At 70.2% G+C, this 26,994-nt stretch carries 22 protein-coding genes and 1 pseudogene; 13 read left to right on the forward strand and 10 right to left on the reverse strand.

What is annotated here, in order from left to right; genetic code table 11:
• The first annotated feature begins 32 nt into the window (after positions 1 to 32).
• Positions 33 to 1,214, forward strand: coding sequence for an imidazolonepropionase (hutI, locus tag ACFYY2_RS24960; protein WP_388746505.1), 1,182 nt, complete (start codon positions 33 to 35; stop codon positions 1,212 to 1,214).
• Positions 1,215 to 1,412: 198 nt separating this feature from the next.
• On the opposite strand, the gene ACFYY2_RS24965 is transcribed toward hutI, so the two are convergent.
• Positions 1,413 to 2,399 carry an RNA polymerase sigma factor SigF gene (locus ACFYY2_RS24965; RefSeq protein ID WP_388746507.1) on the reverse strand — a complete coding sequence of 329 codons (987 nt, stop codon included), beginning with the start codon at positions 2,397 to 2,399 and terminating at the stop codon, positions 1,413 to 1,415.
• A 289-nt stretch (positions 2,400 to 2,688) separates the two neighbouring features.
• Between ACFYY2_RS24965 and ACFYY2_RS24970 the strand changes: the two genes are divergently transcribed.
• Together ACFYY2_RS24970 and ACFYY2_RS24975 are read left to right on the forward strand one after the other, a co-directional pair.
• Entirely contained in the window at positions 2,689 to 3,057 is a 369-nt protein-coding gene (locus ACFYY2_RS24970; protein WP_388746509.1) for an STAS domain-containing protein, read from the forward strand.
• A 199-nt stretch (positions 3,058 to 3,256) separates the two neighbouring features.
• Positions 3,257 to 3,748 carry an ATP-binding protein gene (locus ACFYY2_RS24975; protein WP_388746511.1) on the forward strand — a complete coding sequence of 164 codons (492 nt, stop codon included), beginning with the start codon at positions 3,257 to 3,259 and terminating at the stop codon, positions 3,746 to 3,748.
• A gap of 164 nt (positions 3,749 to 3,912) precedes the next feature.
• On the opposite strand, the gene ACFYY2_RS24980 is transcribed toward ACFYY2_RS24975, so the two are convergent.
• A complete protein-coding gene (locus ACFYY2_RS24980; protein WP_388746513.1) occupies positions 3,913 to 5,403 on the reverse strand; it encodes an oligopeptide:H+ symporter in 1,491 nt (496 codons plus the stop codon).
• A 493-nt stretch (positions 5,404 to 5,896) separates the two neighbouring features.
• Here ACFYY2_RS24980 and ACFYY2_RS24985 point away from each other — a divergent pair, with 493 nt between their 5' ends.
• A complete protein-coding gene (locus ACFYY2_RS24985) occupies positions 5,897 to 6,574 on the forward strand; it encodes a response regulator transcription factor (RefSeq protein ID WP_031098784.1) in 678 nt (225 codons plus the stop codon).
• A 15-nt stretch (positions 6,575 to 6,589) separates the two neighbouring features.
• Entirely contained in the window at positions 6,590 to 7,855 is a 1,266-nt protein-coding gene (locus ACFYY2_RS24990) for an ATP-binding protein (protein ID WP_388746515.1), read from the forward strand.
• Between the two features lie 40 nt (positions 7,856 to 7,895).
• On the opposite strand, the gene ACFYY2_RS24995 is transcribed toward ACFYY2_RS24990, so the two are convergent.
• Complete coding sequence (locus tag ACFYY2_RS24995; protein WP_388746517.1) at positions 7,896 to 8,414, reverse strand: GtrA family protein; 519 nt, start codon at positions 8,412 to 8,414, stop codon at positions 7,896 to 7,898.
• 188 nt (positions 8,415 to 8,602) lie between these two features.
• On the opposite strand from ACFYY2_RS24995, the gene ACFYY2_RS25000 reads away from it, so the two are divergent.
• Genes ACFYY2_RS25000 through ACFYY2_RS25010 form a run of 3 tightly spaced genes read left to right on the forward strand, consistent with a single transcriptional unit; the run spans position 8,603 to position 11,503 of the window.
• The gene (locus ACFYY2_RS25000; RefSeq protein ID WP_388746519.1) at positions 8,603 to 9,754 is read left to right on the forward strand and encodes a 5-(carboxyamino)imidazole ribonucleotide synthase; all 1,152 of its coding nucleotides are present in this window, start codon (positions 8,603 to 8,605) and stop codon (positions 9,752 to 9,754) included.
• Entirely contained in the window at positions 9,751 to 10,287 is a 537-nt protein-coding gene (gene purE, locus ACFYY2_RS25005; protein WP_327117872.1) for a 5-(carboxyamino)imidazole ribonucleotide mutase, read from the forward strand. The genes ACFYY2_RS25000 and purE overlap by 4 nt, the downstream gene beginning before the upstream one ends.
• Before the next feature lie 7 nt (positions 10,288 to 10,294).
• On the forward strand, positions 10,295 to 11,503 hold the full coding sequence (locus ACFYY2_RS25010) for a dipeptidase (RefSeq protein ID WP_388746521.1): 1,209 nt from the start codon (positions 10,295 to 10,297) through the stop codon (positions 11,501 to 11,503).
• 55 nt (positions 11,504 to 11,558) lie between these two features.
• Here the strand turns inward: ACFYY2_RS25010 and ACFYY2_RS25015 are convergent, their stop codons facing one another.
• Entirely contained in the window at positions 11,559 to 12,902 is a 1,344-nt protein-coding gene (locus ACFYY2_RS25015) for a UDP-glucose dehydrogenase family protein (RefSeq protein ID WP_388746523.1), read from the reverse strand.
• 185 nt (positions 12,903 to 13,087) lie between these two features.
• Between ACFYY2_RS25015 and ACFYY2_RS25020 the strand changes: the two genes are divergently transcribed.
• A complete protein-coding gene (locus tag ACFYY2_RS25020; RefSeq protein WP_388746618.1) occupies positions 13,088 to 14,245 on the forward strand; it encodes an acyl-CoA dehydrogenase in 1,158 nt (385 codons plus the stop codon).
• 171 nt (positions 14,246 to 14,416) lie between these two features.
• Here the strand turns inward: ACFYY2_RS25020 and ACFYY2_RS25025 are convergent, their stop codons facing one another.
• Positions 14,417 to 15,427, reverse strand: coding sequence for a helix-turn-helix domain-containing protein (locus ACFYY2_RS25025; RefSeq protein ID WP_388746525.1), 1,011 nt, complete (start codon positions 15,425 to 15,427; stop codon positions 14,417 to 14,419).
• 386 nt (positions 15,428 to 15,813) lie between these two features.
• Between ACFYY2_RS25025 and ACFYY2_RS25030 the strand changes: the two are divergent.
• Together ACFYY2_RS25030 and ACFYY2_RS25035 are read left to right on the forward strand one after the other, a co-directional pair.
• Positions 15,814 to 16,692, forward strand: a pseudogene (locus tag ACFYY2_RS25030) (helix-turn-helix domain-containing protein).
• Positions 16,689 to 16,898: a DUF397 domain-containing protein gene (locus ACFYY2_RS25035; protein WP_388746527.1), complete on the forward strand. Its 210-nt coding sequence runs from the start codon at positions 16,689 to 16,691 to the stop codon at positions 16,896 to 16,898. The pseudogene ACFYY2_RS25030 and the gene ACFYY2_RS25035 overlap by 4 nt, the downstream one beginning before the upstream one ends.
• Before the next feature lie 80 nt (positions 16,899 to 16,978).
• Here the strand turns inward: ACFYY2_RS25035 and ACFYY2_RS25040 are convergent, their stop codons facing one another.
• The gene (locus ACFYY2_RS25040; RefSeq protein WP_388746529.1) at positions 16,979 to 18,271 is read right to left on the reverse strand and encodes an LCP family protein; all 1,293 of its coding nucleotides are present in this window, start codon (positions 18,269 to 18,271) and stop codon (positions 16,979 to 16,981) included.
• Between the two features lie 119 nt (positions 18,272 to 18,390).
• On the opposite strand from ACFYY2_RS25040, the gene ACFYY2_RS25045 reads away from it, so the two are divergent.
• The gene (locus ACFYY2_RS25045) at positions 18,391 to 18,939 is read left to right on the forward strand and encodes an acyl-CoA thioesterase (RefSeq protein ID WP_388746531.1); all 549 of its coding nucleotides are present in this window, start codon (positions 18,391 to 18,393) and stop codon (positions 18,937 to 18,939) included.
• A gap of 117 nt (positions 18,940 to 19,056) precedes the next feature.
• Here the strand turns inward: ACFYY2_RS25045 and ACFYY2_RS25050 are convergent, their stop codons facing one another.
• Positions 19,057 to 20,421: an LCP family protein gene (locus tag ACFYY2_RS25050; RefSeq protein WP_388746533.1), complete on the reverse strand. Its 1,365-nt coding sequence runs from the start codon at positions 20,419 to 20,421 to the stop codon at positions 19,057 to 19,059.
• A 323-nt stretch (positions 20,422 to 20,744) separates the two neighbouring features.
• Here ACFYY2_RS25050 and ACFYY2_RS25055 point away from each other — a divergent pair, with 323 nt between their 5' ends.
• Positions 20,745 to 21,764 carry a glycosyltransferase family 2 protein gene (locus ACFYY2_RS25055; protein ID WP_388746535.1) on the forward strand — a complete coding sequence of 340 codons (1,020 nt, stop codon included), beginning with the start codon at positions 20,745 to 20,747 and terminating at the stop codon, positions 21,762 to 21,764.
• A 61-nt stretch (positions 21,765 to 21,825) separates the two neighbouring features.
• Here the strand turns inward: ACFYY2_RS25055 and ACFYY2_RS25060 are convergent, their stop codons facing one another.
• From ACFYY2_RS25060 to ACFYY2_RS25070, 3 genes are all read right to left on the reverse strand, one after another.
• On the reverse strand, positions 21,826 to 23,481 hold the full coding sequence (locus tag ACFYY2_RS25060; RefSeq protein WP_388746537.1) for an LCP family protein: 1,656 nt from the start codon (positions 23,479 to 23,481) through the stop codon (positions 21,826 to 21,828).
• Between the two features lie 49 nt (positions 23,482 to 23,530).
• On the reverse strand, positions 23,531 to 25,234 hold the full coding sequence (locus tag ACFYY2_RS25065) for an LCP family protein (protein ID WP_388746539.1): 1,704 nt from the start codon (positions 25,232 to 25,234) through the stop codon (positions 23,531 to 23,533).
• Between the two features lie 223 nt (positions 25,235 to 25,457).
• Positions 25,458 to 26,864: an LCP family protein gene (locus ACFYY2_RS25070; protein WP_388746541.1), complete on the reverse strand. Its 1,407-nt coding sequence runs from the start codon at positions 26,862 to 26,864 to the stop codon at positions 25,458 to 25,460.
• Between the last annotated feature and the right edge of the window lie 130 nt (positions 26,865 to 26,994).

Raw genomic sequence — 26,994 nt, forward strand, 5'->3', positions numbered from 1 at the left:
CGCCGGGCGAACACGACGAAAGCTGCCTCCGGATGACGACGAGCACGACGACCGCCATCACCCACATCGCGAACCTGGTCACCAACGACCCCTCCCTCGGCGACGGGACCCCCCTGGGCCTGATCCGGGACGCGGCCGTCGTCATCGAGGGCGACCGCATCGTGTGGACCGGTGAGTCAAGCAGAACACCCGCCACTGACAACGCCGTCGACGCCGGGGGCCGGGCCGTGATCCCCGGCTTCGTCGACTCCCACTCCCACCTGGTCTTCGCCGGGGACCGCACCGCCGAGTTCAACGCCCGTATGTCCGGCCGCGCCTACTCCGCCGGCGGCATCCGCACCACCGTCGCCGCCACCCGCGCCGCCTCCGACGAGGAGCTGTCGGCCAACGTCGCCCGCTATCTGGCCGAGGCGCTCCGCCAGGGCACCACCACCTTCGAGACCAAGTCCGGTTACGGCCTCACCGTCGAGGACGAGGCCCGCGCCCTGCGCATCGCCGCCCGTCACACGGACGAGGTCACCTACCTCGGCGCCCACATCGTGTCCCCCGACTACGCCGACGACCCCGCCGGTTACGTGGACCTGGTCACCGGACCGATGCTGGACGCCTGCGCCCCGCACGCCCGCTGGATCGACGTGTTCTGCGAGCGGGGCGCCTTCGACGAGGACCAGGCGCGCACGATCCTCACCGCGGGCCTGGCCAGAGGCCTGCAACCCCGGGTCCACGCCAACCAGCTCGGCCACGGCCCCGGCGTCCGGCTCGCCGTCGAGCTCGGGGCCGCGTCGGCCGACCACTGCACGCACCTCACGGACGCCGACCTCGACGCGCTCGGGCAGGGGGACACGGTCGCCACCCTGCTGCCCGGCGCGGAGTTCTCGACCCGGGCCGACTGGCCGGACGCCCGGCGCATCCTCGGCGCGGGCGCCACCGTGGCGCTGTCCACGGACTGCAACCCGGGCTCGTCGTTCACCTCGTCCATGCCGTTCTGCATCGCGCTCGCCGTACGCGACATGGGGATGACGCCCGACGAGGCGCTGTGGTCCGCCACCGCCGGAGGCGCGGCCGCGCTGCGCCGCACCGACGTGGGCCGCATCACCCCGGGCGCCCGCGCCGACCTCGTGCTCCTCGACGCGCCGAGCCATGTCCACCTCGCCTACAGGCCGGGCGTCCCCCTGGTCCACGCGGTGTGGCGAAGCGGCCGGCAGGTCCTCTGACCGGTCCGGGCCTCGCAGGACCGCGTTCTCGGGGCCGCCCCGGGGACGGGCGCGCCGGGCCCGGAAACGCGGAAGGACCCGCCCGTCGACCGGGCCGGGTCCTTCCGCAAGGCTGCTCCGCGCTGACTTCCGCGCTGACTTCCGTGTCGACCTCTGCGCCGACCTCCGCGCTGACTTCCGCGTCGGCCGGAGCACCGGTCACTCGTCGATGGTCAGGCCCTTCCTGAGCTTGACGAGCGTCCGGGAGAGCAGCCGGGAGACGTGCATCTGGGAGATGCCCAGCTCCTCACCGATCTCGGACTGGGTCATGTTGGCGACGAAGCGCAGCGACAGGATCGTGCGGTCGCGTGCCGGCAGCGAGGCGATGAGCGGCTTGAGGGACTCGACGTACACGATGCCTTCGAGGCCGTTGTCCTCATAGCCGATGCGGTCCGCGAGGGCGCCCTCGTTGCCGTCGTCGTGGTCGTCGTGCTTCGCGTCGAGGGAGCTCGCGGTGTAGGCGTTGCTGGCGGCCATGCCCTCGACGACCTCGTCGCGGCCGATGCCGAGGCGTTCGGCGAGTTCGGCGACCGTGGGCGCGCGGTCCAGCTTCTGGGCCAGTTCGTCGCCGGCCTTGGCGAGGTCGAGCCGCAGCTCCTGGAGCCGGCGCGGGACGCGCACGGACCAACTGGTGTCGCGGAAGAAGCGCTTGATCTCGCCGACGATGGTCGGCATCGCGAACGTCGGGAACTCGACGCCCCGGCTGAGCTCGAAGCGGTCGATCGCCTTGATCAGGCCGATCGTGCCGACCTGGACGATGTCCTCCATGGGCTCGCTGCGGGAGCGGAACCGGGCGGCGGCGAACTTGACCAGCGCGAGGTTGAGTTCGACGAGGGTGTTGCGGACGTACGCGTACTCGTGCGTGCCCTCCTCGAGGGCTTCGAGCCGCGCGAAGAGCGTCTTGGACAACGCCCTGGCGTCGACCGCGCCGATCTCGGCGTAGTGCGGGATCTCGGGGAAGTCGTCGAGCCCCGTGTCCGGGGAGTCGTCTTCGGTGGTGCGGCCGTCCGTGGTGTGGACGGTGTCTTCGGTGCTGCTGCGCGGGCCGGGTACGGCGCTCGTCGCAGCGGAGTCGGAATCGGTCGGTCCCTGAGGACATGCCGACGTCGCGATGCGGGTACGCGATACGTCGAGCCGGGGTGACATGGTTCTCCTCCGTCGTTCTCGGCATATGGCTGCCGATGCCCATATGTGTTCGTGCGGTGAAGCGGCGCCTCCGAAGCCGATCGGGTCTGGTGGTGATGTCCCTCTACCCTTACCCGGTCCAGGCCGCGAGTTACAAGCTCCAAATGGGCCCGTATGTCCGGTTTATGGAGTTCTTCGACTACCGTGTGGCGAGGGAAACGCGTAATGTTTCACGCACATCAGGGGTAGCCACGATGAACCGCGCACACAGGGTGCGGCGGGTAGTGACGGACGGCGAAGAGGGACAGCAATGGACCGCGGGACGGTCGGGAGCGCGAACCGGGGTCGGCTGAATGTCGAGGTCCGCACCGAAGGGCGCAGCGAAGTCGTGACGCCGGCGGGTGAGCTCGATCACCACACCGCCGATCTGCTCAGGGAGCCCCTGGAGGACGCGATCGACCGAGGCCGCACGCGCCTCGTGGTCGACTGCACGCGGCTCGACTTCTGTGACTCCACGGGACTGAACGTGCTGCTCGGCGCGCGGCTCAAGGCCGAGGCGGCCGGAGGCGGCGTCCATCTGGCCGGAATGCAGCCCGTGGTGGCCCGCGTCTTCGAGATCACCGGAGCGGAAGCGGTCTTCACCGTGCACGCCTCGCTCGAAGACGCTCTGAACAGCTGAGACGGCCGCCCCCCATGCCCCTCCCGGGTCTCTGTGGCCCCGACTGTCGCCCGAGTCACGCTGTCGGCGTAGGCGAAGTGGGTGTTGTCACCATTCGGCAGGGCAGGAGAGACCCCGTCGGGGTCGGGAAGCCCGCACATTCTGTATCTGATCAATATCTGTTCGTGGCAACACGGTGAATCGGTGAGGTGAAGCGCTGATGAGCACCACCCGGCAGCATCCGCCGGGCGGCCTCGGCCGCGAGCCGGACGGTACGGGCACTGCCTCCGCCGTCCCGGCCGACCGGCAGTGGCGCACGCTCTCGCTGAGGGACGCCAGTGGCATCGTGCCCACGGCCCGCGACTTCGCCCGGCAGGCGCTCCAAGACTGGGGCTGGCTGCCGGCGACGGGCGCGGACAGGCGTGCCGCCGCCGAGGACGTCCTGCTGGTCGTCTCCGAGCTCGTGACGAACGCCTGCCTGCACGCGGACGGTCCCGAGGAAATCCGCCTCGGCCACTCGCCCAAGGCGCTCAGGGTCGAGGTCGTCGACGGCGGGGCGGGCCAGCCGGCGCCGCGTACCCCGCACCGCGCGGGGCGCCCGGGCGGGCACGGCATGTTCATCGTGCAGCGGCTGTGCCTGGACTGGGGCGTGACGCGCACGCCGGACAGGCCGGGCAAGACCGTCTGGGCGGAGCTGGCCGCACCCGCGTAGTCACCGCCGTCCTCCCGCGTCCCACGCGAACGGACCACCCACGCTGACGAACGCGAACGGACCTCCCGCGCTGACGAACGCGAACGGACGTCCCACGCCGACGAATCAGGGCCGCCGCACCGGATCGGTGCGGCGGCCCTGTCGTGTGTCCGGGCGGGCGGATGTCAGCGGACGTTGCCCATGAGGGTCTTGACCTTGCCGCGGTACATGAAGATCGCGACACCGGCCACTACCGCGAGGGCGGCCTGGAGGGCCACGATCCCGGTGCCGTTCAGGTCGACTCCCGCGATGGACAGCAGGCCGGTGGTGCAGTCGCCCGCGGTCACGGCCAGGAACCAGATACCCATCATCTGGCTGGCGTACTTGGCCGGGGCCATCTTCGTGGTGACCGAGAGGCCGACCGGCGAGAGGGTCAGCTCCGCGACGGTCTGCACGAAGTAGATCGCGACGAGCCACAACGCGGCGGCCTTGTGGCCGTCGCCCGCGATGGTCAGCGGCGCCAGGAAGAGGAAGAACGACGCACCGACCAGCACCAGACCGGAGCTGAACTTCACGATCGTGCTGGGTTCCTTGCCCCGCCGGTTCAGCGCGATCCAGAAGGCGGCGAAGACCGGGGCCAGCGCCATGATCAGGACCGGGTTGACCGACTGGTACCAGGAGACCGGGAAGCCCCAGCCGAAGACGGAGTTCTCGGCCGAGGAGTCGGCGAAGATCGCGAGGGTCGAGCCGCCCTGGTCGTAGATCATCCAGAAGATGGCGGCGGCCACGAAGAACCAGATGTAGCCGGACATCTTCTTCTGCTCGGTGTCGCTGAGGTCCTTGTCGCGCTTGATGCGCGCCAGGACCACGACCGGGATGACGAGGCCGGCGACGGTGATCGGGACCAGCAGCCAGTTGAGCGTGTAGACGCCGGTGACGACCGTGCCGATGTAGAAGACGGCCGCGACGCCCAGCCAGATCATCGACTTGCGCAGCGTGGCCGCGCGCTCGTCGGCGGACAGCGGCTTGGGGACGACCAGGCTGCGCTGGTCCAGGTGGCGGGTGCCGAGCAGGAACTGGGCGACGCCGAGGCCCATGCCGACGGCCGCGAGTGCGAAGCCGAAGTGCCAGTTCACGTCCTCGCCGACGGTGCCGATGATCAGCGGTGCGGCGAAGGCACCCATGTTGATGCCCATGTAGAAGATCGTGAAGCCACCGTCACGGCGCGGGTCGTCCGGGCCGTCGTAGAGGTGGCCGACCATCGTGGAGATGTTGGACTTCAGCAGACCGGAGCCGATCGCGACCAGGCCGAGCCCGGCGAAGAACGTGCCCTGGGACGGCAGAGCCAGCGTGATGTGGCCGAGCATGATGATGCCGCCGGCGATGGCGACGGTCTTGCGGGGACCCCAGACGCGGTCGCCGAACCAGCCGCCGGGCATGGCGAGCAGGTATACCAGCGACAGGTAGACGGAGTAGATCGCCGTGGCCGTGCCGGGGTTCAGGTGAAGCCCGTTGGGGGCGATCAGGTAGAGCGGGAGGAGAGCGCGCATACCGTAGTAGCTGAAGCGCTCCCACATCTCCGTCATGAAGAGGGTGGCCAGGCCGCGGGGGTGGCCGAAGAAGGTCTTCTGCGAACCAGCCGTACTGGCCGATGCCTTCGTCAGGCTTGACGCCATGGTCGATCCTTGCTGGTCGGGACGCGTCGCCGTCTGAGCGGTACGCGCCCGGTGGGGGGTAGCCGGCACCGTCGCGGACGTGCCCCGCCCCCCGACGCCTCGAGGGGGTTCGATCCGGTCGCCCGCTCCACGGAGGAGTTCGGGGGCGGAGTCGTGGGGGGACAGACCGCTCCGGGATCCACACCCGGTGCGCGTCGTCGCGCTCCGGGCCCGGCCCACAGGTCATTGACTGATCTGGGCCGGCGGGGACCGGCCCGTACACAAAAGTGACCTTTGGCGCGAAAGCTGCCCAAAGGTCCTTTGGTGGTGCAACAGGCGTTGAGCAACCATACGACATGACACGCGGCGATATGGAAGGACTTGAGACGCGGATCACAGGTCCTGATGGAACCAAGGTCCCACATTCAAAGGTCCATGACCCATTCGTGGCCCCAACCCGCAGGGGCCGCTGAGCGCCGTACCTGGGCGGTGCCACGCGGACTACCATCACTGCATGACCCGTGTACTGCTCGCCGAGGACGACGCATCCATCTCGGAGCCACTGGCCCGTGCCCTGCGCCGGGAGGGTTACGAGGTCGAGGTCCGCGAGGACGGTCCGACCGCGCTCGACGCCGGACTCCAGGGGGGCGTCGACCTGGTAGTCCTCGATCTCGGGCTGCCCGGCATGGACGGCCTGGAGGTCGCGAGGAGGCTGCGGGCCGACGGCCACGCCGTGCCGATCCTGGTGCTGACCGCCCGGGCCGACGAGGTCGACACCGTGGTCGGCCTGGACGCGGGGGCCGACGACTACGTCACCAAGCCCTTCCGGCTCGCCGAGCTCCTCGCCAGGGTGCGCGCCCTGCTGCGACGCGGCGCCACCGAGCCCGCCCCGCAGCCCGCCACCCACGGCGTCAGGATCGACGTCGAGTCCCACCGCGCGTGGATGGGCGACGAGGAACTCCAGCTCACCGCAAAGGAGTTCGACCTGCTGCGGGTTCTCGTCAGGGACGCCGGACGGGTCGTCACCCGCGACCAGCTGATGCGCGAGGTCTGGGACACCACCTGGTGGTCGTCGACCAAGACCCTCGACATGCACATCTCCTGGCTGCGCAAGAAGCTCGGCGACGACGCGGCCAACCCGCGCTATATCGCCACCGTGCGGGGCGTCGGCTTCCGGTTCGAGAAGAGCTGACGTACAGAGACAGTCATGCGCCGCCGACTGATCAACTCCACGCTCGCCGTGGTACTCGTCGTGATCGCCGTCTTCGGCGTCTCCCTCGTCATCGTCGAGACCCGCACCATCAGCAACAGCGCGCAGGAGAGCGTCGATTCCGAGGCCTTCCGGCTGATCAGCGTCGTCGAGAGCCGTCTCATGGGTGCCGAGCGCATCACCCCCGGAGTGCTGTCCGAGCAGGTGGACCCCAGCAGGTACGCCCGTGTCGAGATCCCGGGACGCGCCCCGATCGAGGTCGGGGAGCGGCCCGGCGGCGGCGCCATCCGCAGTACCGAGACGGGGGAGCAGGGCGAGAAGGTCACCGTCGAGGAGTCCCGCTCCGCCGTGACCCGCGAGGTCGGCAGGACCCTGCTGATCATCGGAGCGGTGGCCCTGCTCGCCATCGTGTCCGCGGTGCTCCTCGCCGTACGCCAGGCCAACCGGCTGACCTCGCCGCTCATCGACCTCGCCGAGACGGCCGAGCGGCTCGGTTCGGGCGACCCGCGCCCCCGGCACAAGCGGTACGGGGTGACGGAGCTGGACCGGGTCGCCGACGTCCTGGACTCCTCCGCGGAGCGCATCGCCCGGATGCTGACGGCGGAGCGGCGCCTCGCCGCGGACGCCTCGCATCAGCTCCGTACGCCGCTCACGGCCCTGTCCATGCGCATCGAGGAGATCTCGGTCACCGACGACCCGGACACGGTGAAGGAGGAGGCGAACATCGCGCTCACCCAGGTCGAGCGCCTCACGGACGTCGTGCAGCGGCTGCTGACCAATTCGCGTGACCCGCGCACCGGCTCCGCCGTCGTCTTCGACCTCGACGAGGTCGTCAAGCAGCAGATCGAGGAGTGGCGCCCCGCCTACCGGAGCGCCGGCCGCGCCGTCGTCTGCTCGGGCAAGCACGGACTGACCGCGGTGGGCACCCCCGGCGCGGTGGCCCAGGTGCTCGCCGCCCTGATCGAGAACTCGCTCATGCACGGGGGCGGCACGGTCGCTCTGCGCACGCGTGTGGCCGGCAACCAGGTCGTCGTCGAGGTGACCGACGAGGGACCCGGCGTCCCCGCCGACCTCGGCGCGCGGATCTTCGAACGCACCATCAGCGGCCGCAACTCCACCGGCATCGGCCTCGCGGTGGCCCGTGACCTCGCCGAGGCCGACGGGGGGCGGCTCGAACTGCTCCAGCAGCAGCCCCCGGTCTTCGCCCTGTTCCTCAGCCGGGTCGCGCCGAGCCGCGGGGAGTCCACGCGACCGGTGCGCTGACCGGACCGCCGTACCCGGCCGCGGGCGGCCGGCGCGTGGTTCAGTGGGCCACGGGGCCCGGCGCTACCTCGTCGGTGGGCCGCCGCTGTTCCAGAAACCGGTCCGCCTCGGCTGCGGCCTCCTCGGCGGGCAGCGCCTTGAAGACCCAGGTGCGGTACGACCAGAAGCGGAACAGGGTGGCGATCCCGATGCCGAGGATCTTGAAGACGTTGCTCTGGACCGGGCTGTTCCACCCGAAGCCGTACGTCGCCGTGTAGAGCAGCCCCGTCTCGATGACCGCGCCGACGGCACTGAAGAGCAGGAACAGCATGAGTTCCCGGGTCCGGCCGGTCTTGTCGCGGTCCCGGTAGGTCCAGTAACGGAAGCCCACGTAGTTGAAGAGGATGGCGACGATCGTCCCCATCAGCCCGGCGCGCACCACCGGGATGTCGGTGGTCCGCCAGATCAGGTTGGACACGGCGATGTTGACTACCAGCCCGAGCGCGCCGACCGCGCCGAACTTGGCGACCTCCCGGGCCAGCAGCTCAAGCCGGGTCCGCAGTGCGCCCGGTTCGCTCATGGTGATGGCTCAGCCCCGTCCGGTCGTTTTCGTCAACCGGGCCATGCTAACCAGCCCTCCCGTGTGATGCCCGTGAGCCCGTGGGCCCGCCCGGCCGGGGCCTCCCACCGGCGGGAGGCGCACGCTCCGGATGAGGGATGCCCCGGTCAGGGTGAGGGGACCTCCCGCACGCCCGATACCCTGGAGACGTGACGTTCCCTGTAGTCGGCATGGTCGGCGGCGGTCAGCTCGCCCGTATGACCCACGAGGCGGGCATCCCCCTCGGCCTCAAGTTCAAGCTTCTCAGCGACACCCCTCAGGACTCTGCGGCCCAGGTGGTGAGCGAGGTCGTCGTCGGCGACTACCGCGACCTGGAGACCCTGCGCGCCTTCGCGCGCGGCTGCGACGTGATCACCTTCGATCACGAGCACGTGCCGACCGAGCACCTGCGGGCCCTGGAGGCGGACGGCATCCCCGTGCGCCCCGGCCCCGACGCCCTGGTGCACGCCCAGGACAAGGGGGTGATGCGTGCGAAGCTCATGGAGATCGGCGCCCCCTGCCCCCGGCACCGCATCGTCGAGGACGCGGCCGACGCCGCAGCCTTCGCCGAGGAGGTGGGCGGCTTCCCGGTCATCCTGAAGACGGTCCGCGGCGGTTACGACGGCAAGGGCGTGTGGGTGGTCCGTTCCGAGGCGGACGCCGCCGAGCCCTTCCGGGCCGGTGTCCCCGTCCTCGCCGAGGAGAAGGTCGACTTCGTCCGGGAGCTGGCGGCCAACATCGTCCGCTCGCCGCACGGCCAGGCCGTCGCCTACCCCGTCGTCGAGTCCGTCCAGGTGGACGGGGTCTGCGACACCGTGATCGCCCCGGCGCCCGGCCTGGACGAGCACCTCGCGGGCGAGGCCCAGCAGCTCGCCCTGCGGATCGCCGCCGAGCTGGGTGTGGTGGGCCACCTCGCGGTCGAGCTGTTCGAGACGCGCGACGAGGACGGGACCCCCCGCATCCTCGTCAACGAGCTGGCGATGCGCCCGCACAACTCCGGCCACTGGACCCAGGACGGCGCGGTCACCTCGCAGTTCGCCAACCACGTGCGGGCCGTCCTCGACCTCCCGCTCGGCGACCCGCGTCCGCGCGCCACCTGGACGGTCATGTGCAACGTCCTCGGCGGCGACTACCCGGACATGTACCAGGCGTACCTGCACTGCATGGCCCGCGACCCGCAGCTCAAGATCCACATGTACGGCAAGGACGTGAAGCCGGGCCGCAAGGTCGGCCACGTCAACACCTACGGCGACGATCTGGCGGACGTGCGGGAGCGCGCCCGGCACGCGGCCGACTACCTGCGAGGAACGATCACCGAATGAGCGCCACCGCCTCCGGACCCGTCGTCGGGATCGTCATGGGCTCGGACTCCGACTGGCCCGTGATGGAAGCGGCCGCCAAGGCCCTCGACGAGTTCCAGATCCCCTACGAGGTCGACGTCGTCTCGGCCCACCGCATGCCGCACGAGATGATCGCGTACGGCGAGGAGGCGGCGGACCGCGGTCTCAAGGCGATCATCGCGGGGGCGGGCGGAGCGGCCCACCTCCCCGGCATGCTCGCCTCCGTCACCCCGCTGCCCGTGATCGGCGTGCCGGTCCCGCTGAAGTACCTCGACGGCATGGACAGCCTGCTGTCCATCGTCCAGATGCCGGCGGGCGTCCCCGTCGCCACGGTGTCCGTCGGCGGCGCCCGCAACGCGGGCCTGCTCGCCGCCCGCATCCTCGCCGCCCACGACGGCGAGCTGCTCGCGCGGATGAAGGACTTCCAGCAGGACCTCAAGGAGCAGGCGACGGAGAAGGGCAAGCGGCTGCGCGCCAAGACCCAGAGCGCGGACTCCTTCGGTTTCGGGAAGTAGGCGGGCCATGAGCATCCCCGGCAACCTCGAACGCGCCCGCCTGCTGCTCGCCGACCACCCCGTGGTCGACGGTCACAACGACCTGCCGTGGGCCCTGCGCGAGCAGGTCGGCTACGACCTGGACGCCCGCGACATCGCCTCCGACCAGACCGGCAGCCTGCACACCGACATCCCGCGGCTGCGGGCCGGCGGCGTCGGCGCCCAGTTCTGGTCCGTCTACGTCGCGCCCAGCCTGGCCGGTGACGACGCGGTCAGCGCCACGCTGGAGCAGATCGACGTCGTCGCCGAGATGCTCGCGCGCTACCCGGCCGACCTGCGGCGCGCGCTGACGGCCGAGGACATGGAGAAGGCCCGTGCCGAGGGCCGCATCGCCTCCCTGATGGGAGCCGAGGGCGGCCACTCCATCAACAACTCGCTGGGCACCCTGCGCGCCCTGCACACGCTCGGCGTCCGCTACATGACGCTCACGCACAACGACAACACCGACTGGGCGGACTCGGCCACGGACTCCCCGCGCGTCGGCGGCCTGTCGGAGTTCGGCCGCGAGGTCGTGCGGGAGATGAACCGCATCGGCATGCTGGTCGACCTCTCGCACGTGGCGGCCACCACGATGCGGGACGCGCTCGCCACCTCCGTGGCGCCGGTGATCTTCTCGCACTCCTCCGCCCGGGCGGTCTGCGACCACCCGAGGAACATCCCCGACGACGTCCTGCGGATGCTCGCGGCCAACGGCGGTGTGGCCATGGCGACCTTCGTGCCGAAGTTCGTCCTGCCGGCGGCCGTGGAGTGGACCCTCGCCGCCGACCGCAACATGCGTGAGCACGGCCTGCACCACCTGGACACCACTCCGGCCGCCATGCGGATCCACGCGGACTTCGAGGCGGTCAACCCGCGCCCGATGGCCACCGTCGCGACGATCGCCGACCACCTCGACCACATGCGCGAGGTCGCCGGTGTCGATCACGTCGGCATCGGCGGCGACTACGACGGGACGGCCTTCCTGCCGCTGGAGCTGGAGGACGTGTCGGGCTACCCGCACCTGATCGCCGAGCTGCTCACGCGCGGCTGGTCGGACAAGGACGTGGCGAAGCTGACCTGGCAGAACGCGGTCCGGGTCCTGCGTGACGCGGAAGCGGTCGCGGCCGACCTCGGCACCCGCGTCGGCCCGTCCCACGCGACGATCGACGCGCTCGACGGCCAGGGGCACGAGTACTGACCCCGCACGCGGTGACGAGGAGGGGGCGGCCGCACCGGCCGCCCCCTCCCGTGCGTCAGGCCTTCGGGCGTCCCATCGCCCGGTACGTCCATCCGGCCTCGCGCCACACGGAGGGGTCGAGCGCGTTGCGGCCGTCCAGGATGATCCGCCGCCCGGCGGCCTCGCCCAGCGCCACCGCGTCCAGCTCCCGGAACTCGCGCCACTCCGTCAGGTGCAGCACCACGTCCGCGCCGCGCACCGCGTCGAGCGCAGTGTCCGCGTAGCCCAGCGTCGGGAAGAGCCGGCGGGCGTTGTCCATGCCCTTGGGGTCGAAGACGGTGACCTGGCCGCCCTGCAGGTGGATCTGCCCGGCGACGTTCAGGGCCGGGGAGTCGCGTACGTCGTCGGAGTCCGGCTTGAAGGTGGCACCCAGCACCGCGACCCGGGTTCCGAGGAACGATCCGCCGCCCACGGCCTCGCGGGCCAGCTCGACCATGTGGCCGCGGCGGCGCATGTTGATGGAGTCGACCTCCCGCAGGAAGGTCAGCGCCTGGTCGGCGCCCAGCTCACCGGCGCGGGCCATGAAGGCGCGGATGTCCTTGGGCAGACAGCCCCCGCCGAAGCCGATCCCGGCCCGCAGGAACTTGTTGCCGATCCGCTCGTCGTGGCCGATGGCCTCGGCGAGCTTCACCACGTCGCCGTCGGCGGCCTCGCAGACCTCCGCCATGGCGTTGATGAACGAGATCTTGGTCGCCAGGAAGGAGTTGGCCGAGGTCTTCACCAGTTCGGCGGTCGGGAAGTCCGTCACCACGAAGGGCGAGCCCTCGGCGACGGGGACCGCGTACACCTCGCGCAGCAGCTTCTCGGCCCGCTCGCTCTCCACACCGACGACGATCCGGTCCGGGTGCAGCGTGTCCTTGACCGCGAAGCCCTCGCGGAGGAACTCGGGGTTCCAGGCCAGCTCGGCGTCGGTGCCCACCGGGGCCAGTTCGGCCAGCCGCTCCGCAAGCCGGGCGGCGGAGCCCACCGGCACGGTGGACTTGCCGACGACCAGGGCGGGGCGGGTCAGCTGCGGGGCGAGCGACTCGAAGGCGCTGTCCACGTAACTCATGTCGCAGGCGTACTCGCCGTGCTTCTGCGGGGTGTTCACACAGACGAAGTGGACATCGCCGAAGGCGCCGATCTCCTCCCAGGAGGTGGTGAACCTCAGCCGCCCGGTCGAGCCCTCGATCCCGGCGACGTGCTTCTGCAGGATCTCCTCGAGCCCCGGTTCGTACATCGGCACCCTGCCCGCCGAGAGCATCTCGATCTTCTCGGGGACGACGTCGAGCCCGAGGACTTCGAAGCCCAGTTCCGCCATGGCCGCGGCATGGGTGGCGCCGAGGTAGCCGGTGCCGATCACAGTGATCCTGAGGGCCATGGGTGCTCCTGAACGATGCGGACAGACGTGCGGACCGAGCATATCCGGGGCCCGCCGAGGGCCGTTCCGAGAGGGCCTCCCGGTCTGTCGGCAAGCTCACGTGTCCCGCCCGTATGCCTCCGCCGGGCAGGGCCACTAAAATTGGGTTACTTAACGGTAGTTAGCATCCTTGGGGAGTGAACGTCTTGGCGGGTTCGACCGACTTCGACCTGTACCGTCCGGCCGAGGAGCACGACATGCTCCGCGAGACGATCCGTTCGCTCGCCGAGGCGAAGATCGGCCCGTTCGCCGCCGAGGTGGACGAGGAGGGGCGCTTCCCCCGGGAGGCGCTGGACGCCCTGGTCGCCTCCGACCTGCACGCGGTCCACGTCCCCGAGGAGTACGGCGGCGCGGGCGCCGACGCGCTCGCCACGGTCATCGTGATCGAGGAGGTCGCCCGCGTCTGCGCGTCCTCCTCCCTGATCCCGGCCGTGAACAAGCTGGGTTCGCTCCCGGTGATCCTGTCCGGCTCCGAGGCGCTCAAGAAGAAGTACCTCGGCCCGCTGGCCAAGGGCGACGCGATGTTCTCGTACGCCCTGTCCGAGCCGGACGCGGGCTCCGACGCCGCGGGCATGAAGACCAAGGCCGTCCGCGACGGCGACTTCTGGATCCTCAACGGCGTGAAGCGCTGGATCACCAACGCGGGCGAGTCCGAGTACTACACGGTGATGGCCGTCACGGACCCGGAGAAGCGCTCCAAGGGCATCTCGGCGTTCGTCGTCGAGAAGTCCGACGAGGGTGTCTCCTTCGGCGCCCCGGAGAAGAAGCTCGGCATCAAGGGCTCCCCGACGCGCGAGGTCTACCTCGACAACGTCCGCATCCCCGCCGACCGCATGATCGGCGAGGAGGGCACGGGCTTCGCCACCGCGATGAAGACCCTGGACCACACCCGCATCACGATCGCGGCCCAGGCCCTCGGCATCGCCCAGGGCGCCCTCGACTACGCCAAGGGCTACGTCCAGGAGCGCAAGCAGTTCGGCAAGCCGATCGCCGACTTCCAGGGCATCCAGTTCATGCTCGCCGACATGGCGATGAAGCTGGAGGCCGCCCGCCAGCTCACCTACGCGGCGGCCGCCAAGTCCGAGCGCGTCGACGGCGACCTGACGTTCTTCGGGGCCGCCGCCAAGTGCTTCGCCTCCGACGTCGCGATGGAGGTCACCACGGACGCCGTCCAGCTGCTCGGCGGCTACGGCTACACCCGCGACTACCCGGTCGAGCGCATGATGCGCGACGCCAAGATCACGCAGATTTATGAGGGCACGAACCAGGTCCAGCGCATCGTCATGGCGCGCAACCTGCCGTAACCCGCGCGCCGGCCTGTGCGCGGAGTATCCCGAGGCCCCCGGCGGTATGCCGGGGGCCTCGGTGCGTCGGTGAGGGCGTGTCCCACTTCACCTCGGAGCCACTCTGCGTGGTGGTCCGGCTTACGGGCTGCTGAGCTGGTGCGCCCCCGCAGGCTCCCGCGTCCTTCGGTGTCAGCCCGCCCGGGCCCCGTGTGCCTGAGCGGCGTCGGCGCGGCAGTCGCGGCAGTGGCCCGGGTGGCGTGACCGGAAGGCGCGGTCGCAGTGGTCGCAGTTCTGCAGCGGGATGACGATCGCGCCGGGGCGGGCTGGTGGCGCCAGGTCCTTGGCTCCGGGGAGCGGTGGCGGCAGGAGCGTGGTGATGCGGTGCCGAAGGAACTTCGCCGGGTGCTTCACGGGAACCGGCAGGTCGGCCGTGAGGGCGTGCCGGACGGAGTCGGGGTGGGCGTCGCGTTCGAGCCAGGCGGCGACGCCCGGGGTGAGGGTGCGGATGTCGGCCTCGGTCAGCCCGAGTTGAGGCGCGTGGCGGCGCAGGTCGGCGAGGACCGCTGCGGCTGTTCGCTGGAGTTCCGGGGTGAGCGTGCTCGGTTGCGGAAGCGGTGCGGGTGGTGTCGTGCGCGCAGTGGGCGGCGGTACGCGGGCCGGGGTGGGCTGCTGTACGGGAACGGGAACGGGTGCGGGCGGCTGCGGTGACACCCGCGGTGAGGGCGGCTGGTCCTGGGGCGGTGCGGCCGGGCTCTGTCGCGGAGGTGCGACCGGGTGTCGTCGGGTCCGGGGCCCTGGATTGGCTGCCGCTGAGCCGGCGACCGCGTCCGCGCCTGGCTGGTTGCGCGAGACCGTGCGGGTCACGATGCGGCCGTCGGCCAGGCGTACACGGCTGCGGTGGAGATATCCGGTGGCCTCCAACTCCCGCAGGGCGGAGGCGATGCGGGTCTCGCTCTCCGGGAAGCGCTCGGCGAGGCGCTTGATGCCGATCTTCGCTCCGGCGGGCAGCGACTGGATGTGCAGGGCCAGCCCGATCGCGACGAGTGAGAGGCCGCGATGCTGGGCGAGGTGGTTGCCGACGACGGTGAAACCGGCGGAATGCCGGACGTTGAGGTGGACGACACCGGAGGACGGTGTGACGGCGTCCCCGGATGACGGGGGCGGGGCGCACGGGGGCGCGATAGCCTGCTGAATAGCCATCGGGAAGCGTTCTCTTCCTGGCGGTCAGGCCCTCGATCGGGATTCGCAGTCCCGGCCGGGGGCCGTCGCATGTCTGTGGTGGTCGGGGCGAGCATATGCCCGGCAACCCGTCTTAAATCCAGCCCAGTTGCCATACGTCACCCGCGCGAGTGATGTGAACGGGGCGTGGGTCGGGTTGGGTTGGGGAAGGTGATTTCCCCAGTTTCTTCAAAGCCTTATGCGTCGTGGAGTACCGCGTCCTGGAGCACCGCGTCGCGGTTCACCGGGTCGCGGGTTTCCACGACCCGGTTGCCGTGGTCACAGCGCTGTCCCGGCTGTCCAGGGTGACGGACCGGGGACGTACAGGGTTGAGCAGAAACGGCATGCACGTCGGAAGTGGGGCACGGATGAGCGTGGATGAGGCCGGTACACAGCGTGTGCGCGGTGGGGCGGACGAGCCCGGCTGGGACGTCGACCCCGACGACGAATCGGGGGCGGCCGTGGTCGCCGCCGTCGGCCGCCAGATCAAGGCCTGGCGCGAGGCGGCCGGGATGCGGGCCGGCGAGTTCGGGGCGGCGATCGGGTATGGCGAGGACCTGGTCTACAAGGTGGAGGGAGGTCGGCGCATCCCCCGGCCGGAGTTCCTGGACCGTGCGGACGAAGTGCTGGGGGCGGGCGGGAAGCTGGCCATGATGAAGCGGGAGGTGGCAGAGGTCCGGTACCCGAAGAAGGTGCGGGACCTGGCGAGGCTGGAGGCGCGAGCCGCTGAGCTGGAGGCCTACCACAACCACAATGTCAACGGCCTGTTGCAGACCGAAGCGCACATGCGTGCTCTGTTCGCCTCGTGGCTGCCCGCCTATACGTTGGACGAGATGGATCGCATGGTGGCCGCGCGGCTGGCCCGCCAGTCCATCTTCGACCGCGATCCGCTCCCGTCGCTCAGTTTTGTCCAGGAAGAGGTCACGCTTCAACGCCCGGTCGGAGGCAGAATGGTGTGGCGCCGATAACTCGAACGCCTCCTGGAGATTGGGCAGATGCGGAATGTGGCGATCCAGGTGATGCCCACGCATCGCGAGGAACATCCTGGGACCGGCGGACTGATCGAGGTACTGAAGTTCCCCGACGGCAGTGCGGTGGGGCGGTCCGAGGGCGCGTTCGCAGGGCGGCCTGTCTCCGACCCGAAGCAGCTCAGGATCCTTGAGTTGCGCTGTGGGATGATCCGGGCCCAGGCCCTCTCGCCCCGGGAGTCGCGGACCCTCATCGAGCACATGCTGGGAGAGACATGATCCAGAAGCCCTCTGCCGGGGACGCTTTCGCGTTGGAGTGGGTCAGGAGCAGCTACAGCAGCAGTGGCGACGGGAACGACTGCGTCGAGGTCGCCGTGGCTTCGGACCTGGTGCACGTTCGCGACTCCAAGCACGTGCCCGGTCCGCAGGTCGGCTTCGGGCCGTCCGCGTGGGCGGACTTCGTGGCGCACACGGGCGGCGACTGACCGCTCGCGCCGGGCCGGGAAACAGGAAGATCCGGACGGAGGACCGTCCGGATCTTCTGTGTACCGCTGTGTGCCGCCGGTCAGTTGCCCTTGACCGTGACCTTCTCGTCGTTCCTCAGCTGCTCCACGAGCTGCTTGACCTTGGCCTTGTCCCAGACCAGGTTGCCGCCCACGCTGCCCGAGATCGGCATGTTCATCGACGTGCCCTCGCCGCCCGTGACGCCCTTCATCGCGAAGAACATCTTGCCGAGCGACCAGAGCGACATGTCCTTGTCCACGACCAGCGTGTCCAGGCCCGCGCCCATCGTCGGGTACAGCGCGAACGGGTTGAGGATCGTGGAGGGCGTCGCCGTCTGCGAGGCCAGGGCCGCGAGGAACTTCTGCTGGTTCTTCGTGCGGTCCAGGTCACTCCCGGCGAAGGCGTACCGGGTGCGGACGAAGGCGAGGGACTGCTCGCCGTTCAGCGTCTGCTTGCCGGCCTGGAAGTCGGCGCCGGAGTTCTTGTCCTTGAAGGCCTTGGGGATGTCCAGCTCCACCCCGCCGATCGCGTCCACGATCTTGGCGAAGCCGCCGAAGCCGATCTCGACGTAGTGGTCGATGCGCAGTCCGGTGTTGAACTCGACCGTGCGGACCAGCAGCTCCGGGCCGTCCTCCGCGTAGGCGGCGTTCAGCTTCACCTGGCGGCCGGTGCCCTTGAAGGTCTTGCCGGACTCCGAGCCCACGAAGCTGGGGATCTCGACGTTCGAGTCACGGGGCAGCGAGATCAGCGTCGGGCCGTTGGAGCCGTCGTGCAGGATCATCATCGAGTCGGTCCGCTTGCCCTCGGCGGAGCCGGTGTGCAGCTTCTTCTTGTCCTCGGCGGTCAGGCCCTCGCGGCTGTCGGAGCCCACGATCAGGTAGTTCGTGCCGTCGCCCTCGGAGGGGCGGTCGATGACCTTCGAGAGGTCGACGTCGCGCTTGAGCTTGCCGTCGGCCCAGAAGTACGTGCCGACCGAGACGGCGAGGACCACGACGACCAGGGTCAGTACGCCGACCTTGATGCGCCGGCCCCAGTTCGGGGCGGGGCGGGGCTGGACGTAGCCGCTGTCGCCGCCGTAGCCGCCACCGCCCTGACCGCCGCCGTAGCCGCCACCGTGACCGCCGCCACCGTGACCGCCGCCGTAGACCTGGCCCGTGTTGTAGCCGCTGTCGTAACCGGGGCCGTCGTCGTATCCCTGCCCCTGCTGCGGCGGGATGCGGGGCGGGGACTGCGGGGGTGCGGGGCGCCGCCGGACGTGCGGCATGGCGCGGGCGCCCTCGGGCTGCGGGCTGCCACTGCCGCGCCCGTAGCCGTCGCCGGGTCCGCCGTTACGTCCTTCGGGCCAATCGCTCATGCGGACAAGTGTGCCGCCTCGACCTGTGGCTCTTACAGGGTGTAGGTGGGATCGGGTCACGGCTGTTGCCAAGCTGATGCAATGCAACCGGGCGCAAGCCCCCGCATAAGGTGGACGGCATGACAGATCAGCCCCAGCCATCGGAGGGTGCGCTTCCGGCCAAGCCGACCGCGGCCTCCCGGACCACTCTCAGCCACATCATGACCGGCAGCGACACCAATCTCCTGGGTACGGTGCACGGTGGGGTGATCATGAAACTGGTCGACGACGCGGCCGGAGCGGTCGCCGGCCGGCACTCCGGCGGCCCGGCGGTGACGGCGTCGATGGACGAGATGGTGTTCCTGGAGCCGGTCCGGGTGGGTGACCTTGTTCACGTCCGCGCCCAGGTCAACTGGACGGGACGCTCCTCCATGGAGGTCGGCGTCCGGGTCATGGCCGAGCGGTGGAACGAGTCCACCCCGGCCCAGCAGGTCGGCAGCGCCTATCTGGTCTTCGCCGCGGTCGACGAGGAGGGCAAGCCGCGGCAGGTGCCTCCGGTGGTGCCCGAGACGGAGCGGGACAAGCGGCGCTACCAGGAGGCGCAGATCCGGCGTACGCACCGGCTCGCCAGGAGGCGTGCGATCAAGGAGCTGCGGGAGCAGCGCGTCGCCGAGGGCATCGACGACTGAGGACGGCCCGCGCCGCTCCTCTCCCCGGGGCGGTCACGTGCGGAGGCCGGGCGGTCACGCGCGGAGGCCGGCCCGTCACGTACGGGGGTCGGCCGGTCACATGCGGACGTCGGCCGGTCACGGGCAGACCACCTGGTCGCCCGTGACCGTGCCGAACTCGCCTCGCTGGGGGTCCTCGGCCTTCACCCGCTGCACCTTGGTGAAGTCCGACCCGGCGATGACCTTCATGGTCCCGCCCTGCCCCTTCACCGCTCTCAGCTCGCATCCGGGCAGGGCGGTGGCCAGGGACTTGGCCGACCGGTCCCAGCGCGGGTCGTAACTGACGATGGTCCGCTTCAGATCACTTGTACCGCCGCTCAGCGGGGCCCGGGTGGTGTTGAAGCCGGTGCCGCGCAGGCCCGCGTCCACGGTCTGGCCCAGCCCGTCCTTGGGAGTGCCGTTGTAGACCTGCACCCGGATCTGCTCCGGGGCGACGTCGACGACCGCCGCCCTCGGCTGCTTCGGCAGCTGGGGGGCGAGCGGCCGGTCCTCGCGCAGGGCGCGGAACAGCTTCTTCGACTTCTGCGCGTCCCACCTCACGGTGGAGCCGATGCCCTTCACCTGGTACCCCTCCTCCTGGAGGGGGACCGAGGCGAATTCGGACGAGGCCGGGGTGAAGCCGCGCATGGCCTTGCCGAGCTGCAGCATCTGTTCCGTCCCGAATCCCTTGTCGGCGCGTACCGATGCGAGCATCGAGGAGGCGACCTGCTGGAACTTCACCGGGTTCATCAGCACACCGCTGCTGGTCGTCTGCTTGATCAGCGCGGCCATGAACTTCTGCTGGCGCTGCATCCGGCCCAGGTCGGCGGCTCCGTCCAGGTGCCGGGAGCGTACGTACTGCAGGGCCCCGCCACCGTCCAGCCGGTGGGTGCCGGCGGTCAGGTCCAGCCCGGTGTACGCGTCCTTGAGCGGCTTGGCGGTGCAGATCTCCACGCCGCCCAGGGTGTCGACGGTCTTCATGAAGCTGGTGAAGTCGACCTCCAGGTAGTGGTCGATCTTGACCCCGGTCATCTCCTCGACCGTACGGACGGTGAGGTGCGGCCCGCCCTCGGCGTAGGCCGCGTTGAGCTTCACCGGGTGCGCCGAGTGCTGCTTGCCGGTGGTCCCGTCGGTGTGCGCGGGGAGCTCGGCGTAGCTGTCGCGCGGGAGGCTGACGACGCTGGCGCGCTGTTTGTCGGCCGAGAGGTGGACGAGCATGAGGGTGTCGGTGCAGTGGCAGGGCGCGCCGCCCAGCCGGTACTTCTTCTTCTCCGCCTTGCTGATCCTGTCGCGGCCGTCGGTTCCCACGAGAAGCAGGTTCAGGCCGTGTCCGCCCTGAGGCCGGTTCTTCATGTCCTTGAAGGGGTCGACACGGTCGATGCCGGTCTCCAGACCGCTCACCACGGCATGGCCGATACCACCGGCTCCGAGCACCAGCACGGACAGCCCGGTGACGACCCGCATGCCCCACCGGGGCGCGGACTTCCGGCCGCCGCGCCTGCGCCCCCGGCCGCCGGCCTTGGGCTGCCGGGCAGGCCGGCGCTGCGGTGGAGCGGTGCGGGGGTGCGGTGGACGGGGCGATCGGTGCGGCGTGGGCACGGGGGACACCTCCGCGGTGCGAGTGGGACTTTCGCACGGTAGGCCCATACGATCTGCAGACCGGTAGGAGGCCCGGCGGCGCGCGCCGCAGTCCCCCGTTCGCGGTAACGTGGCGGCCGAATCACGCCGGCTCCTGGGGTGCGAAACCCCCGGAAGCCCTGGCATCCCCGAGGACCCCCGAGGACCACATGTCTGCCGCGCAGCACCCCGCCGTCTCCGTGATCATGCCGGTACTCGACGAGGAACGCCATCTCAGGAACTCGGTCCGGCACATCCTGGAGCAGGAGTACGCCGGTGAGATGGAGGTCGTGATCGCCCTCGGCCCCTCGAAGGACCGTACGGACGAGATCGCCGCCGAGCTGGTCAGGGAGGACTCGCGGGTCCACACGGTGCCCAACCCCACCGGCCGCACGCCCGCCGCGCTCAACGCCGCGATCAAGGCGTCGAGTCACCCGATCGTGGTACGCGTGGACGGCCACGGCATGCTCTCGCCGAACTACATCGCGACGGCGGTCCGGCTCCTGGAGGAGACCGGCGCGCAGAACGTCGGCGGCATCATGCACGCCGAGGGCGAGAACGCCTGGGAGGAGGCCGTCGCCGCCGCGATGACCTCGAAGATCGGCGTCGGCAACGCGGCCTTCCACACCGGAGGGAAGGCAGGCCCGGCCGAGACCGTCTATCTGGGCGTCTTCCGCCGCGAGGCGCTGGAGCGGGCGGACGGGTACAACGTCGAGTTCATCCGCGCCCAGGACTGGGAGCTGAACTTCCGTATCCGCGAGGCCGGCGGTGTCATCTGGTTCTCGCCGGAGCTGAAGGTGCAGTACCGCCCGCGGCCCAGCGTCCGGGCGCTCGCCAAGCAGTACAAGGACTACGGCCGCTGGCGCCACGTCGTCGCCCGCTACCACTCCGGCTCCATCAACCTCCGCTACCTGGCCCCGCCGACGGCCGTGTGCGCCATAGCCGCGGGAATCGTCGTCGGTGCCGCCGTCACGCCGTGGGCCTTCGTCGTCCCGGCCGGATACGCCGCGGCGATCGTCGCCGGGTCGCTCCCCGCGGGCAAGGGCCTCTCGCTGAAGGCGCGGGCGCAGATTCCCGTGGCCCTCGCGACCATGCACATGTCGTGGGGCTACGGCTTCCTGACCAGCCCGCGCTCGCTCGCGAAGCGGGTCATCGCCAGCCGCCGTCCGGCGGTCGAGCAGACGGCCTGACTCGTCGTGCGCGTAGGGGAGAGGGCCCCGCCGGACGGCGGGGCCCTCTCCCCTACGCGCGTCAGAAGGTGAAGCCCGGATTCACCTTCATGCACTTCTTCTCCGCGCCGTTCAGCGGGTTCGCCGACTCGGGCGTCTTCTCGTCCTCTGCCTTGGCCGGGTACGCCCCGTCCTCGCGCCAGTCGGCGCCGACCGCCAGGACGACGCCCGACACGTCGGTCGACTTCTTGACCTGCGACACCGGGATCCCGAGCGCCTTGGCGACGGCCTGGGCGTCACCCTCCAGGTCCGCGCTCGGGTAGAGGACGCCGGTCCTGGCGACGCCCTCGACGTTCTGCGAGTCGACCGAGGCCCTGGTGAAGCCCGAGTCCTTCAGCAGGCCCTTCACCGTGCCCGCACGGCCCTGAGCCGGGCCGAGGGTGTCCGTGCCGGTCGCGTTGCGCACGCTGACGGCGATGTCGGCGGGCGGGTCCGCCGGGTCCTTCACGACGGGCGTCTTGCGCTTGGACGCCTTGCCGTCCAGCGGGATGTCCTCACGGACCATCCGGAAGACCTGCTCGGCCTCCTCCGGCTTCGGGAAGACGCGGCCGCTGAGATTTCCCGTGCCGTAGACGTTCGGCATGGTCGTCATGGTGATGCGGTCGGTCGGAGCCTTCTGGAGCTCCCCGGCCAGGTCGTACAGCTTCTTGACGCTGTCGAGCCCCTTGTCGACCGTCAGCGCGGTGGTGGCCGCCTCGGCGAGACCCGTCAGCTTCCCGGGATCGGTGAGCTTGGTGCCCTTGCGCAGCTCACGCACCATCGAGTTCAGGTACTGGTGCTGGGCCTTGGTCCGGCCGAGGTCCGTGTTGTCCTCGAAGCCGTACCGCGTGCGCAGCCACTGGAGGGCCTGCTTGCCCTTGACGGAGGTCGTCCCCTTCTCCAGTTTCAGGCCGGACCCCTTGCCGTCCCTGGTGTGGGAGTACACGTTGGCGTCGACGCAGACCGGGACACCGCCCACCGCGTCGGCCATCGAGACCACACCGGCGAAGTCGATCATCATGAAGTGGTCGATGGTGATGCCGGTGAGCTCGTACCAGGCGGCCACCGTGCACCCGGGGCCGCCGCGCTCCAGGCTTTCGTTCGTCTGGACGGGGACCGTGCTGGCGGGGAAGACCTTGCCGGAGTCGGGGTCCGTGCACTTGGGCATCTTCAGCATGGTGTCGCGCGGCATGCTGACGACGGAGATGTTGCTGCGGTCGGCGGAGAGGTGCAGCAGCATCTGCACGTCCGCGAGGGCGGGACCGCCGAAGTTCTCCTTGGCCCCGCCGAGCTTCTGGTTGGCCTTCGTGTCCCGGGCGTCGGAGCCGATGAGCAGGATGTTCACGGGGGTCTGACCCGCGGCGTTGGCCTTGTGGTCGGCCATCTTCTTGTCGCCGAGTGTCAGATCCTCCTTCTTGATGTTGCCGTTGAGGTGTCTGTAATAGAGGTAACCGGCGCCGCCGGTGCCGACTATGAGCAGGGCGAGGACGGACGCCACCCAGCGCAGGACACGCCGTTTCCCCCCTTTGGGCGCCCGCCGCGAGCGGCGGTCCGGACCGCCGGAGCTCTGCCCGCCCGCCTGCCCGGCCGACCGTCTCGATCTGCCGTGCCCTCCGTGGCCCCCCGCATCGCCCGCGGCGGTGCCGTCGTGCCGTCCGCGTGGCCGCGATTCCTTCCCGCGCGTGCTGTTCCGTCCCACCAGGACCCCCCTGCTGCTCAGACTTCCCCTGTGGCGCGGCGACCCGTCGTCACTTCGCGCATACCGCCTTGTCGGCGCTGGCCTTCTGAATGTCTTCCGGTGCCTTTCGCGGACCGGTGAGGGGTACTCCGGCGCCCTCGTAGTCCGCGCCCAGGGTCAGCACCATCGCCTGAGTCCCTCCGCTGCCGGGCTTGCCCTGCTTCAGCGCGGTGGCGGGCAGGCCCATGAGGTCCGCGAGTGCGCGGGCCTGGTCCGCCTGTTCCGGCGCGTACGCCAGGGTGGTCCTGTCGATCTTCACCGGGGCGTTCGACCCGTTCGTGGAGCCGGGCACACCCTTCTCCTGTTGCAGCCAGCGGACGGTCGCCCCCGCCGCACCGGTGAGGTCACCGCCGTTCAGGACCTCGACCTTGATGTCGGCGGGCTTCGCCCTGGTGCCGGTGAGCACCGCGTCCCGCTTGGCCCTGGCAGCCCTCTCCTGCGCCTTCACCTCGGTGAGGGACGTGTCGGAGCGCATGAGGCCGAAGAGCTGGGGGGCCTTCTGCTGGTCCACGACCACCGTGACGGGCGTCGGTTCCGCCGGGTTGTCCACCACCGGCAGCGTCACGAAGGTGATGTTCTTCGTGTCGATCCTGCCGAGCTCCCTGGCGAGCGAGGTCAGCTTCTTGATCGATCCGATTCCGGAGTCGACGGTGAGCGCCTTGGTCGCGGCGTCGGCCAGCTTGAACAGCTTGCGCGGGTCGGTCAGTGTGTCGTCGGACTTCATCCTGCGGATCATCGAGCCGATGAACTGCTGCTGGATCTTGATCCGGTCGAGGTCGCTCTCGTTGCCGAAGCTGTGGCGGGTGCGGACGAAGGCCAGCGCCTGCTCACCCTCGACGGTGGACCGTCCGGCCGGCAGGCGGAGGTGGGAGTCGGCGTCGTCGACGGGTTTGGCCAGGCAGACCTCGACCCCGCCGACGGCCGTGGAGAGCGTCTTGACCGCGTTGAAGTCGACCATCATGAAGTGGTCGACCGGCAGGCCGGTTATCTTCTCGACCGTCCGCATCGTGCAGCCGGGGTCGCGGCCCTCCTGGCCGAGGCTCACGTTGAAGCGGATGCCGTCCGTGCCGGGTATGACCTTCTCCGAGCCGTCCGGCTGCTTGGTGGTGCAGTCCGGCACGTCGGTTATCAGGTCCCGGGGGATGCTCAGCGCCGTCGCGTTGGTGCGGTCGGCCGAGACGTGGAAGAGGATGTTGGTGTCGGCGTGGCCGGTGCTCCCCTTGTCGCCGTAGCCCTCGTTGCCCTTGCCGGTCCGCTTGTCCGTGCCGATGATCAGGATGTTGAGCGGGCTGTCGGCGTGGGCGACGGTCTTGCTGCCCGCGTTGCCCACGTCGACGGTCACGAGGTTGCCGTTGAACTTCTGGTAGAGGGCGTACGCCCCCGCAGACCCGGCGAGCGTGACGAGGGCCATGACGCCGCCGGTCCACAGCAGCACCTTGCGCCGACGCGATCTCGGCTGCTTCCGCCCGCGCCGGCCGGACCGCGGCTCCTGGCCGGATCCGTCGTGCGCAGCGCTCCGCTGCGCGGGCACGAGGCCGGGCGATTCGCCGGATTCGGCCACTCCGTGGAAGGGATCGCCTTCACCCCCGGAAGCGCCGGGCGACTCTGTTCCGGAGTGGTTCAGTCGCAATTCGTAATTGCCGGTCTGCGGGTTGAGTACCCACTGGTCGGCGGGGTCGATTTCCTCCGCCCGCCCACGCTGGTGCGCGTCCACGGTTACCTGAATCCTCCGTCGGTGCCACGTGAGGCACCTCCCCCGGCAGGGCCCTCGGTTGCTTCTTCCGGCCATGTGCCGCGTGATGAACGCGAGCACCGGATCGCGTCAGCGTAACCGGCGGAATCGGCCACAGGGGACGTGCGTGACGCAGTCCACGCCCCTTACAACCGGGCATTCCGCCTATTCCGCTCCTATCGCTTCCTCATGCTTGGGAATTGCTTTACGAGCCGCACGGGTCGTCGGCCGCATTCGATCCCGAAAAGGTCGGGGCCGGCGTCGGGCTCCCGTCCGCCGTTCCGCCGGGCTTTTCGCCGGACGGGTTCTCGGAGCTGTGATCCGCCTGTGAATCTCCGGAATTGTTTTTCTCGGGCGGGACCACGGTGACGGGCTCGTCCTTCCTCAGCTGAGCGAAGAGCTGGTCGGCGCCCGGCTGCACGAGCTCGTCCCGGTTCGGGTCGGCGCGGTAGGCCTGCCGGGGCACGGTCAGGAACTGCACCTTCTCGGTCGGCACGTTCCGCATGCCGCGCACCAGGTCGTACAGGTCCCGCAGCGAGTCGAGCCCCGGGTCCGTCGTCAGCGACTTGGTCGCCGCGTCCAGCACCGGGTACAGCCGCGTCGGGTTCAGCAGGACGCCGTTGCTCTGCATCTTGTTGACGAGGGCCCCGAGGAACTTCTGCTGGCGGTCCATGCGCTCGGTGTCGCTGCCGTTCCCGATCGACTTGCGGGCCCGGACGTACCCCAGGGCCTCCTCGCCGTCGAGCTCCTGGCGCCCGGCGGGGAGCTTGAGGTGGGCGTCGGGGTCGTCGACCGGCTTCTTGAGGCAGACCTCGACGCCGTCCACGGCGTCGACCATGTCCTTGAAGCCCGCGAAGTCGATGACCATGTGATGGTCGATGCGGATCCCCGTCATCTTCTCGACCGTGCGGATCGTGCACGCCGTGCCGCCGAGCTCGAAAGCCCAGTTGAACTGCGCGAACTGCTGCTTCGTCGACTTGCCGTCCTCGGTGTGGCAGCTGGGGATGTCGGACATCAGGTCGCGGGGGATGGACACCGCGGTCGCGCTCCGGCGGTCGGCCGCGAGGTGCAGCAGGATCGTCGTGTCCGAGCGCTGGCTGCCACCGTCGTCACGGCCGTACGCGCTGTTGTCCCCGGACCGGGTGTCGGAGCCGATCAGCAGGATGTTCTGCGCGTCGTGGGCGACGGGCAGCGGCCGGTCCTTCTCGTAGGCCTTCAGCTCGGCCGCGGCGCTGGTGTCGGTCGTGATGTTGCCGTCCAGCTTGTTGTACAGCCACCAGCCGACCCCGGCCGCGACCAGCACGAGGAACGAGACGGCGAGGGCGGTCCAGCGGAGCCAGTGGCTCTTGCCCTCGCGCTCGGGGCGCGCGGCCCAGGTCCCGTCCCCGCCCTCCCCGCCCTCCCCGCCGTCGCTCGCCGGCGCCGCTGTCCCGCCGGTGCCGCCTCCGCCGCTCCCGCCGTCTTCGCTCCCGCCGTCGCCGCGGTCGCCGTCGTTCTCCCGGGCGGTCCCTGACGCGTCACGCGCCCCGTCCTCGGGCTCGTCCCCTGCCGAGTGGTCGGGCCGGTCCGGTTCGGCCGGAGGGCCGGGGCTGTCGCTCACGTCTGCGTCCATCCTTCATGTTCGGCGGCGCGAAGGGCCGCCGGTCGCAGAAGTAGACGGCTGAACCTCACGCTTGGTTGTGCATTCAGGCGGCGTTCTCGACGTTGCCTCGTACCGCCTGATCATGTACCGCAGTCGGTGC

Origin of the sequence: Streptomyces sp. NPDC001822 (assembly GCF_042892135.1) — a bacterium.
In the GTDB taxonomy this organism is placed as follows: Bacteria; Actinomycetota; Actinomycetes; order Streptomycetales; family Streptomycetaceae; genus Streptomyces.